This window comes from Thermoanaerobaculia bacterium (assembly GCA_035593605.1).
Taxonomy (GTDB): Bacteria; Acidobacteriota; Thermoanaerobaculia; order UBA2201; family DAOSWS01; genus DAOSWS01.
In genome coordinates this window covers 43,442-53,758 of record DAOSWS010000025.1, presented here as the reverse complement: position 1 = coordinate 53,758, position 10,317 = coordinate 43,442, and the positions used below count along the sequence as shown (strand labels likewise).

The following is a 10,317-nucleotide window of genomic DNA, read 5'->3' as shown; positions in this document are numbered from 1 at the left end:
GGGAGCAGCAGGCGTGTTGAACCAGATCGATGGGGTTGTTAAAGGCCGGGAAGTATCCAAGATCAATATCGACAAACTCCTCCAGGGTCATTTTCTGAAATATCGCCGCGGCCAGAAGTTCGATTCTTTTGTCCACATCGCCTTTTCCGTATCCCTGGGCTCCAAGAAGAACACGGGAGGAACGGTCGGCGATCACCTTCAGAAGAATGGAGTGTGCACCGGGAATGTAGTGCGCTCGATCCAGGCCGGATACAACGATGGATTCGGGATCAAATCCCGCCTCCTTAGCAGCGGCACAGGTGAGGCCCGTCCGTGCCACCGTATTCTCGTACACCTTGAACATGCAGGTTCCGATCGTCCCGGGGAAAACAACATCCCTGCCCGCTATCACATCAGCGGCAACCCTTCCCATGCGCGTCGAAACGGATCCGAGGGGCCAGTAACTGGGGCGATCGGTCAGCCGATGAGGCGTGGAGGCGCAATCGCCCACAGCAAAAATCGTGGGATCGCTGGTTCGCAGATATTCATCCACCCGGATCCCGCCTGAGGGAGAGATTTCCAACCCGGCCTGTCGGGCCAGCTCCGTATTGGGTTTGACGCCCGCGGAGAGAAGGATAAAGTCTGCCTGGAAGACATCCTGCTCCGTGACAATGGAAAGCTTGTCTCCCCTTTTCAGGATCCTCTCCACCGCACACCCGGTCACGGTTTTGATTCCCTTGGCTCCAAGATCCTTCTGAATTTTGTGACAGATCGAATGGTCCAGAAGGTTGGATAGGAGACAGGGTTCTTTTTCCAGGATCGTAACCCGGGCGCCGGCGTCGGCGAGGGACTCACTGGTTTCAGCTCCGATGAGACCCCCTCCGATGATATATACGTCATGAGCCCTGGCATGCTGGAGACGCTTCTTCAGGGCTTCGGCGTCTTCAATCCTGTAAAACGAGTAGATACCCTGCTCTTCAATACCGGGGATGTCGGGAACATGGGGAACAGCCCCCGTTGCCAGCACCAGAATGTCGTAGGGGATCTTGTCGGTCCGATAGGTAGACAGATCCTGCACGGCCACACTCTTATTCAGGCGGTTGATGGATGTGGCCAGCGTCTTGTTCCGGATGGTCACATCCTTGATGGCATGGAAGTAGTGGACATCGCGCAGGGTATTATCGGTCGTGGACATCAGGGCTTTCGGGGTTGAAACCTTGCCGCTTACATAGTAGGGAAGTCCGCAACCGCTGTAAGATAGAAATTCGCTCTTTTCAATAATGGTAATGGAGATATCCTGGTTCAAGCGGCGAAGACGCGCCGCCAGCTTGGGACCGGCCGTCACCCCTCCGATAATCACCACACGGGTTCTGGGTACTGAATCTTCGGTCTGTTCATCGACACGAACGATGGGAAGCGTAATGGTGAAGGTAGTTCCGTGGCCGACTTCGGATTCGACGACAATCGTACCGCCATGGTTCAGAATCACACGGCGCGTAATGGGAAGCCCCAGACCGGTTCCCGATACCTGTCCGCGGTGCTGTCTCGATCGATAAAAAGGCTCAAAGATGGAATCCAGCTCATCCTCAGGAATTCCGGCTCCCGTATCAGTGATGGCCAGTGTAGCCAAATGAGTTTCTTCGTCAAAGGACAGAGAGATGGTGACTTCTCCCCCCTCAGGAGTGTACTTGATGGCATTATCAATCAGGTTTCGAAAAGCATGCTCAAGGCCGGTCTGGTTTCCCTCCATCATGATCTTGAGACCTGTCGGTGCATAAAAGGAAAGTGTCACATTCTTATCTGAAGCCTGGGCGTGATAACTGGACACCAGGTTGGCCATGACACTGGAAAAATCAAGCTCAATCCGGCTTTCCTCCGGTCGGTCCACAACCATTTCAAAAAAAAGAATGTCCGCAACCAGGTTTCGGGCTTCGTCCGCCTTATGGATGGCCTTTTCGATGAAATATTTCGCCCGGGGCGGAAGATCCCCGGCAAGACCTTCCGAGAGAGAGTGGAGCATCGATTCTATCGTGTTAATCGGGGATTTGATCTGGTGAGCCAGGACTCTCAGAAACTCATGATCGTGAGAATCTTCTTCTCTCTCCTGCGGAGTGATTGACTTTGTATACCTCCCGGAACCCCTCATACCTTTATCGGTGGACATTTTCCCGCTTTCATTCTATCGGAGCGGAATCGGGCCTGTCAATCTCGACATGGAATTTTCCGATCCAGATTCATTTCCAAACCCCAAAGACGCAGGATTGTTGAAGAAAACACGGCTCAGAGCAGGGCCTGTCCTAAATTGTGTGTTATTTCACAATAACGCATTCAGCCATACCTGTGCGTTGACATCTCCGCCATTCCGTTATAAAATGCGCAGATTTAATAAAGTCAATGTGTATCACGATTCCGTGATCGCGCGACAGTTTCACCTTACGTGAAAGGAGACACAAGGTCAATGGACACCAAGCACGTTGTTATCCGTGACGCCTGCTTCCCGGATTTTATCAACAGGCTCGTAAAGGCGTACCCGGTCATCGGTCCTGTTGCCAGAAAGACGAAGTTCATCTTCGATCGCCTGGCTTCCGCTGAGGACCTTCGTCTGGACTATGATGTCACAATTCTTCCTCCCAAAAAAGTCTTTTTCCCGGTAAAACAGGATCTCGTGACCTTTGGGCCCGATGGAGTGGCCAGCGGGATCAATCCGGTTCCCATGGTCCTGTTTGGGGTACACTTCTACGACATTAAAGCCATTGACATGCTGGATACTCTCTTCGAAGAACGGTATCCGGACAATAACTATCTTGCACAGAGGGAAAAGACCATCCTTGTCGGCTCCAGTGTTCAAAAGGTTTCTCCCCGGGCCTTCTGGGGCAGTGTGGGCCGGAACCTGCTGCCGAAGGGGCATGACGCCTTTCTGACAAAGATCGATGGCGGGTATGTGCTTGAGGTCCGGACCGTAAAGGGAATGACTCTTCTTGAACATGCAGACCACCAGGATGCATCCCGGGAAGAGATCGACGAAGCCGCTCGAATCAACAACCAGATGCACCATCTCTGTCAGGAGAAGCTTGACTTCTCCTCGGATGAAATTGCGGAGAAGGTGCGCAATGCCTTCAAGAATCCCATCTGGGACGACCTTTCAAAACAATGCTTCTCCTGCGGCACCTGCAATATCGTCTGCCCGACCTGTTACTGCTTTGACGTTCAGGATACCTGGAACCTGGATCAGGTTTCCGGCCGTCGGACCCGCTCGTGGGACGGTTGTCTCTGTGAGGATTTTGCCAAAGTCTCCCTGGGAGCCGGCGCCTGCGAAAATTTCCGGGAGGACCGCAGCGAGAGATTCCGCCATCGGGTCATGCGAAAGACTGCTTACCTGAATGAAAAGCTGGACAGTCCCGCCTGTGTCGGATGCGGCCGATGCTCTGTTGGTTGTGTGCCCGATATTGCAGACCCGGTGCGGATCGTTTCAAGGATTATGGAGGTATAAGATGAGCGCACAGGTACATCACCAGGAACGCTATCCCAACATCTTTCTTCCCCGGGAAACGGAAATTGTCCGTGCAGAAATGGTTTCACCCACAGAAAAGCACTTCACCCTGAAGATGAAGGATGGAAACCCCATGGACTTTCAGCCGGGACAGATCCTGGAGGTCTCTCTCTTCGGATATGGCGAAATTCCCATCGGGCTAGCATCCTCACCCACACGAAAGAATACCTTTGACATCGTGGTACGGACCGTGGGCCGTGTCTCCACGGCCATCAACAAGCTTCAAAAGGGTGATTCCCTCTGGGTCAGGGGACCTCTGGGCCATGGCTTCCCCGTGGAGGAGTTCAAGGGAAAGAACATCCTGATCGTGGCGGGAGGGATCGGACTCTGCCCGACACGGAGCCTGATCCAATACATTCTGGATTGCCGGCAGGACTTTCAGAAATTCACTCTCTTTTTTGGATGCCGGACCCCCTCGGATCAACTCTTTCTGGATGACATCGCGGCATGGCGAGCATCCAGCGATGTGGACTTTCATCAGACGGTGGATCGGGCCGACGATACCTGGACCGGAAATGTTGGCGTAATCACGACGCTCTTTCGAAAGACAGAAATCACGCCCGATACCTGGGCAGTCATCTGCGGCCCTCCCATCATGTACAAGTTCGTCATTGCCGACCTTGTCACCCTGGGTGTTCCCCACAGCCACATCTTTGTCGACCTGGAGCGGAGAATGAAATGTGGCGTCGGCAAGTGCGGTCATTGCCAGATTAACGACGTCTACGTCTGTGCCGACGGACCGGTCTTCTGCTTCAAGGACATCAAAAATCTCGAGGAGGCCTTCTCATGAGCGAAAAGAAAAAGGTCCGGGTCGCATTTTTTGATTTCGCATCCTGTGAAGGATGTCAGGTTGAACTGACCAACCTGTCCGATCCCGTATTTCTGGAGCTCCTCAACCATCTGGAGTTTGTCGAATTCCGGGAGGTTATGAAAGAACAGACTACGGAACCGATTGACATCGCATTCGTGGAAGGAAGCTTTACCCGGGAAGCGGACCGGAAGCGCCTGGAGTCGATTCGTCAGAGGGCCGGGGTCGTGATTGCATTCGGTGCCTGTGCGGCGACGGGAGGCATAAACGCTCTGAAGAACCATCAGAGCGATTACAAAGAAGATGTCTATGGCAAGGATGCCTCTCTCCCGCATCTGGACTCCACCTTTGCCCGTCCCATCTCTGCGGCTATCAAGGTTGACTATACGATCAACGGGTGTCCCATGGATCGCAAAGAATTTGTCTATATCGTTTCCCACCTGCTTCACGGGAAGGATCCCGTCATCCCGAACCATCCCGTGTGCGTGGAATGCAAAATGCGGGAGACCGTGTGCCGATACCAGGTGGGAGGTCACTGCCTCGGACTGGTGGCCCGCGCCGGATGCGGAGCCCCCTGCCCTGCCGACGGCATTCCCTGTGAAGCCTGCCGTGGATTTGTGGACCATCCGAACGAGGAGGCTCTGGAGGAAGTCCTTGTTACACGCGCCAACCTTCCCGCGGAACGGGCACAAAACCTCTCCCGGATCTTCACCGCCAACCTGAGGAGGGATGCACAATGAGCAAGAACATCTCCATCAACGTTCACCACCTCACCCGGGTCGAAGGCCACGGGAATATCATTGCCGATGTAACCAACGGGACGATCGACCGCATCGAATGGCAGGTTCCCGAGGCGCCCCGGTTCTTTGAAGCCATGGTGCGCGGCCGTCACTACACCGAAGTGGCACGCATCACAAGCCGTATCTGCGGCATCTGCTCCGTCGGTCACACCCTGGCTTCGGTCCAGGCCACTGAGGCCGCCCTGGGCATTGAAGTCTCCCCGCAGACGCAAAAGCTCCGCGACATCCTGATGCATGCGGAGAATTTTGACTCCCACATTCTCCATCTCTACTTCCTCGTGGCTCCCGACCTGCTGGGCGCTCCTTCCGTCTTTCCCCTCGTTCCCACCCACGGGGAGGCAGTGATCCGGGCTCTCCGGATGAAGAAAGTCGGCGCGGACTGGGCGTCTCTCTTTGCCGGACGAAGCACTCATCCCACCCGCCCGGTTCCCGGAGGTTTTTCCGAATACCCGACCATGGAGGAGCTCCGCAAGTTACGGGCTGACCTGCAGGGCCTGAATCCCGATCTCGAAGCCACGGTTAATATAGTTCTCTCTGTTGCCGGTAATCTGCCCGCATTCGAGCGGCCCACGGAGTACATGGCCCTTTCCAATGATGAAGACTATGCCTTCCTCCGCGGCTTTGTCCAGACGGTTATGCCCGACGGGACAAAAGAACGATGGCCCGTCTCCGAGTATCGCCGAATCACCAATGAGTACGTACATCCCCGCTCCACGGCCAAGTACACGAAGAACAAAATGGACAGCTACATGGCCGGGGCCCTGGCCCGCTTCAACAACAACTACGACCAGCTCCACCCCAAGGCAAAGCAGATCGCCGATGCCTTCGGTCTGAAACCCGTCAATTGCAACCCCTTCATGAACAACGTGGCACAACTCGTGGAAGCCGCTCACAGCGTCTTTGAATCGATCCGTCTCCTGGACGAAATCCTTGAAGAGGGACTCCGCATCGAAGAGCTTGTGCAGCCCACCCGCTTCGGTCAGGGAGCCAGTGCCGTGGAAGTTCCCCGCGGCATTCTCTTTCACGACTACACCTATGACAACAAGGGCATGTGCAGGGCGGGGAACTGCATCATTCCCACCAACCAGAACCACGCCAACATCCAGCTCGACCTCGAAAAGTTCTTTCCCGAGCTCCTCCAGGCCGGGAAGTCGGAGAAGGAGCTGGAACTGGCCATGGAAATGCTGGTTCGTGCCTATGACCCCTGTATATCCTGTTCCACTCACTACCTGAAGGTCCGGTTCAAGGACTAAAGGTTCAGTCCATGCCAGACAACCGGGGCGTCCTGTAGGACGCCCTTTTTCTTGCACCGGAGCCGTGGTACCATCCGGTCCATGCGATATCTCCTTGGCCTCGGCAACTACACGATGGGCGACGACTCCATCGGGCTCAGGATCGTGGAGCACATCATCCAGGAGAACCTGGACCGGGACTTTCGGGCTATCGACCTTTCCGCCAACGCCATGAACCTGCTCTTCTACTGCACCGAGGAAACGGAGAAGATCGTCATCGTGGACGCGGTGGACATGGGGATATCTCCCGGTGAATTTCGTATCTTTTCGCCCCAAGATGTCGATTCCTTTAAACCATCGACCGGGATGACCACCCACGAGAGCGACATCCTCAAGGTGATCCAGCTGGGGAAAAAGCTCGGATACACGATTCCCCCCATCCGAATCCTGGGAATTCAGCCCGGGACCATGGCCTCCGTCATGGAGCTGTCGCCCCTCCTCCAGTCACGAATGAAAGAGTATATTTCCACAACCCTTTCGGCCGTGATTGAAACAGAATAACCACCGCTACTCATAATTGGTGCAGTTAATAACAGCCAGTACTCAAGGTCTGATCTTTGTTTTATTGGTTTTATGTTCCCTAATTCTTTTTTCCCATTGATATTTTCTTCCTTTTGCAAGAAAATGTCTTATTGTACATAAATGAGATTTAAAATAAGCTTTATTTTTTGCATTCTTTCCGTATCTGAAAACATGATATCTCAGTAATATATCTGTAATTTCTTCAGTCATATCTCCGGTATCTATACTAGAATTATATAGAGAATTTCTAAAATACACTAAAGCCGAAATTAAAGAATATTCAAAATATGTATGACCATGGAACAAAAAATATAATATATCTGTCAATCTAATATATTTCCAATATAAAGTATCTCGGTATTGAAAGTGTATTGTCGATAGCATCGACTCATATATATATAAATGTAATTCCTTCCAACCTTCATATTTAGCACCTTCAGGGAAATATTCAAAAGACACATAATCCTCAGGAGTAACGATTCCATCACTTAAAATGTTATCAAAAAACACCAAGGCATCTAACTTATCAAGGAATACTCTATCAATTTCACTTACTATAAAATCAAGTAATTTAACAGCATAACCCATAATTGGCAAAAAATAATATGTATCATAAGATGCAAACAATAATGGGTAAGGAATTTGGTTCTGTTCAGTTTTCTCTTTATGTAACATCATATAAAAACCGGGACCAGAACTTGAACGCTTATCGCGTCGTTCAAATTTTCAATCATCTTTGATGTCTCCACTCCTTCTCCAACCTCAGCCTCATTTCATAGCACTCATTTACGATTGGATGGGGCCTGACGGGCAGGTGATGGGGGAATCTTTGCCGCTTGGTGTACAGGCAACGCCAACCCCCTCGATGGGCTCAGAGTGAATGATCTCGGGTTTCTCGTATTCCTTCCTGTCTATCGGAATCCCCCCTCAACATTGTCGCTGTTTCTCCCGCATGGTATTTATTTATAATTCCCTGCCGACATCGTACCACAAACAGTTCCGGGAGAAACAGGGTTAAAGTGGAACGATCAGCAGATCCTTGGCAGGTCCGATCCCGAAAGCAGGTCCAGAACCCTTTCCACACCGTATGCGTTCTTTATGGTCACGGGGGCGCGATCCTGATGGGGCCCGAGAACCTCTCCGATCACGGAGGCATCCCGGCCGAGGGGATGGGAACGGAGACACCGAATGGCTCGTTCTGCATGGGATGAGGGGAGAGCCAGGAGGATCCTTCCTTCGGATGCCATCGAAAGAAAATCCAGGCCCAGAAGCTCAAACACGGTGGAGGCAGCGGGATTGATGGAAACATCGGATTCATGAATTCGAAGTGCCAGACCGGAACGGAACGCCATTTCGTTCAGGACTGCCGTCAATCCTCCCCGGGTGGGGTCATGCATCGTGTGGACATCCACTTTGTCTTCAAAGAGTGCTTCCACCAGGCCGTTGACCGGTGCGCAGTCGGACACCAGGGAACCCGGGGCCAGGCCGTGCCGGGCGGCCATGATCGCGGCCGCGTGATCCCCGGGCGGACCGGAAAGGATCAGCAGGTCCCCGGTTGAGAGACGGTGGTCTCCCGTGTCTCTTCCTTCCGGGACTATACCCAGACCGGCCGAGACGATAAAGATCCGGTCTCCCCGGCCCCGGGGTACGACCTTGGTATCTCCCGCCACGATGGAGACACCCGCCTCTCGGGCGGCCTTCGCGGCGCTGATCACGCATCGTTCCACGAGGTCGATGGGGCAACCCTCTTCCAGGATCAGGGCCCAGGTAATTTCCCTGGGACGGGCCCCTGCCACTGCCAGATCATTCACCGTACCGCAGATGGACAGGTGGCCGAGATCTCCGCCGGGAAAGATCGGGGGATCCACAACAAAGCCGTCGGTCGTCAGTGCCGGTCTTCCACCCGAAATCGGGGAGAGAACCGCTGCATCGGACAGGGGCTCCAGATGGGGGTTTTGAAAATGGTTCAGAAAGAGATCCCGGATCAGGCTCTGCATGGCCCGTCCGCCGGCTCCGTGGGCTAACTGGATTAATCGTTCCGGTTTCATAACGATCTCTTCTCGTGCCGATACCAGGCGGAACAGGAGCCCTCACTGGACACCATACAGGCACCGACAGGGCTATCGGGATGACATTCTTTACCAAAGAGCGGACACCCGGGCGGATCGAGGGTCCCTTTAAGAATGTCCCCGCATCGACAGCCGGCCGGTTCCCGTGCGGGAGACATGTCCACATCGATCCTCTCCGCATTCCGGTGGGCGAAGGGCTCCCGCAGGGTCAGGCCGGAGCCCGGGATCACTCCCAGCCCCCGCCACTCCGCATCGCAGGGGTGAAAGACCCGGTCCATGAGTGCAAGGGCATTCCGGTTCCCCCCGTCACTCACCACCCGCTCGTAGAGATTCCGGACACAGGGCGTCTCATCCTTCACCTGTTTTACGATTTCCAGGACACCCCGCAGGATATCCGCGGGCGTAAACCCGACAATGGCGGAGAACTTTTCATACTCATCCGGCAGGAATGCGTAGGCCGCCGCTCCAATGACCACCGAAACGTGTCCGGGGAGAAGGAACCCATCCACCTGCAGGTCCGGATCTTCGGACAGAGTACGAAGCGGGGGGGGCATGATTTTGTTGCCGGGAAGGATCATGAGGTTCGAAAGGTTGGATTGATCGGCCTCTACAAGAAGGGCCGCAATCGTAGGTGCGGTCGTTTCGAACCCGACCGCCAGGAAGATGATCAACTCATCCGGGTTTTCCCGGGCCAGTTTCATGCAGTCCCGGGGAGAATAGACGATATCCACCTGAATTCCCTCTGCGTGGGCCGTCTCCAGGGAGAGGGAACTGGAAGGAACGCGGTAGAGATCGCCAAAGGTGGCCAGACGGGTGGAAGGTCTTCGGCCCAGAACCAGGGCCCGATCGAGAAAGGAAACCGGGGTGACGCAGACAGGGCATCCCGGCCCTGATATGAGGCGGATTTCTTCCGGCATAAGGTGACGCAGCCCGGCCCGGGCGATGGCATGGGTATGGGTACCGCAGACTTCCATGATCGTGATCGAACGGGGAAGGCCACGGGAAGCCCTGTGAATCTGATCCACCAGGGACCGAACGACCCGGCTGTCATGATAGAGATCGGTGGTGTTCATGCCTCTTCCGCGCATGCGGCAAGTTCCCCGAGGAGTGCCAGGGTTTCCCGGGCTTCCGTCTCGTCGATTTCGCTCAGGGCATAGCCGGCGTGAATGAGAAGATAGTTTCCCACGCGGGCATCGGGTAAGAGCATGAGAGAGACGGTTCTTTGAACACCGTTCAGCTCAACGACACCCTCGGTATCCGCGCGTTCGATCAGTTTCATGGGAACGGCCAGGCACAT

At 54.2% G+C, this 10,317-nt stretch carries 10 protein-coding genes; 5 read left to right on the top strand and 5 right to left on the bottom strand.

All coding sequences use genetic code 11. The annotated features are described in order from the left end of the window. On the bottom strand, positions 1 to 2,143 hold a 2,143-nt coding region (locus PLD04_12200), incomplete at its 3' end, for an FAD-dependent oxidoreductase (protein HXK69096.1). Positions 2,144 to 2,437: 294 nt separating this feature from the next. Between PLD04_12200 and PLD04_12195 the strand changes: the two genes are divergently transcribed. From PLD04_12195 to PLD04_12175, 5 genes are all read left to right on the top strand, one after another. Then, positions 2,438 to 3,469 carry a 4Fe-4S dicluster domain-containing protein gene (locus PLD04_12195; GenBank protein ID HXK69095.1) on the top strand — a complete coding sequence of 344 codons (1,032 nt, stop codon included), beginning with the start codon at positions 2,438 to 2,440 and terminating at the stop codon, positions 3,467 to 3,469. A 1-nt stretch (position 3,470) separates the two neighbouring features. Next, positions 3,471 to 4,319 (top strand): FAD/NAD(P)-binding protein, encoded by an 849-nt coding sequence (locus tag PLD04_12190; protein HXK69094.1) that lies wholly within the window; start codon positions 3,471 to 3,473, stop codon positions 4,317 to 4,319. Beyond that, positions 4,316 to 5,077: an NADH:ubiquinone oxidoreductase gene (locus tag PLD04_12185; GenBank protein ID HXK69093.1), complete on the top strand. Its 762-nt coding sequence runs from the start codon at positions 4,316 to 4,318 to the stop codon at positions 5,075 to 5,077. The genes PLD04_12190 and PLD04_12185 overlap by 4 nt, the downstream gene beginning before the upstream one ends. Beyond that, complete coding sequence (locus PLD04_12180; GenBank protein HXK69092.1) at positions 5,074 to 6,390, top strand: Ni/Fe hydrogenase subunit alpha; 1,317 nt, start codon at positions 5,074 to 5,076, stop codon at positions 6,388 to 6,390. The genes PLD04_12185 and PLD04_12180 overlap by 4 nt, the downstream gene beginning before the upstream one ends. A gap of 81 nt (positions 6,391 to 6,471) precedes the next feature. Further along, complete coding sequence (locus tag PLD04_12175; GenBank protein ID HXK69091.1) at positions 6,472 to 6,930, top strand: hydrogenase maturation protease; 459 nt, start codon at positions 6,472 to 6,474, stop codon at positions 6,928 to 6,930. Between the two features lie 42 nt (positions 6,931 to 6,972). Here the strand turns inward: PLD04_12175 and PLD04_12170 are convergent, their stop codons facing one another. From PLD04_12170 to PLD04_12155, 4 genes are all read right to left on the bottom strand, one after another. Beyond that, positions 6,973 to 7,629, bottom strand: coding sequence for a hypothetical protein (locus PLD04_12170; protein HXK69090.1), 657 nt, complete (start codon positions 7,627 to 7,629; stop codon positions 6,973 to 6,975). A 350-nt stretch (positions 7,630 to 7,979) separates the two neighbouring features. Further along, complete coding sequence (hypE, locus tag PLD04_12165; GenBank protein ID HXK69089.1) at positions 7,980 to 8,999, bottom strand: hydrogenase expression/formation protein HypE; 1,020 nt, start codon at positions 8,997 to 8,999, stop codon at positions 7,980 to 7,982. After that, positions 8,996 to 10,093, bottom strand: a complete 1,098-nt coding sequence (hypD, locus tag PLD04_12160; protein HXK69088.1) for a hydrogenase formation protein HypD — start codon at positions 10,091 to 10,093, stop codon at positions 8,996 to 8,998. The genes hypE and hypD overlap by 4 nt, the downstream gene beginning before the upstream one ends. After that, positions 10,090 to 10,317, bottom strand: coding sequence for a HypC/HybG/HupF family hydrogenase formation chaperone (locus tag PLD04_12155; GenBank protein ID HXK69087.1), 228 nt, complete (start codon positions 10,315 to 10,317; stop codon positions 10,090 to 10,092). Before PLD04_12155 ends, hypD begins: the two co-directional genes overlap by 4 nt.

Bases quoted from the DNA above. Each gene is read 5' to 3' on its own strand.
- hypD (HXK69088.1), bottom strand. From the start codon at position 10,093: ATGAACACCACCGATCTCTATCATGACAGCCGGGTCGTTCGGTCCCTG.
- hypE (HXK69089.1), bottom strand. From the start codon at position 8,999: ATGAAACCGGAACGATTAATCCAGTTAGCCCACGGAGCCGGCGGACGG.
- PLD04_12155 (HXK69087.1), bottom strand. From the start codon at position 10,317: ATGTGCCTGGCCGTTCCCATGAAACTGATCGAACGCGCGGATACCGAG.
- PLD04_12170 (HXK69090.1), bottom strand. From the start codon at position 7,629: ATGATGTTACATAAAGAGAAAACTGAACAGAACCAAATTCCTTACCCA.
- PLD04_12190 (HXK69094.1), top strand. From the start codon at position 3,471: ATGAGCGCACAGGTACATCACCAGGAACGCTATCCCAACATCTTTCTT.
- PLD04_12180 (HXK69092.1), top strand. From the start codon at position 5,074: ATGAGCAAGAACATCTCCATCAACGTTCACCACCTCACCCGGGTCGAA.
- PLD04_12195 (HXK69095.1), top strand. From the start codon at position 2,438: ATGGACACCAAGCACGTTGTTATCCGTGACGCCTGCTTCCCGGATTTT.
- PLD04_12185 (HXK69093.1), top strand. From the start codon at position 4,316: ATGAGCGAAAAGAAAAAGGTCCGGGTCGCATTTTTTGATTTCGCATCC.
- PLD04_12175 (HXK69091.1), top strand. From the start codon at position 6,472: ATGCGATATCTCCTTGGCCTCGGCAACTACACGATGGGCGACGACTCC.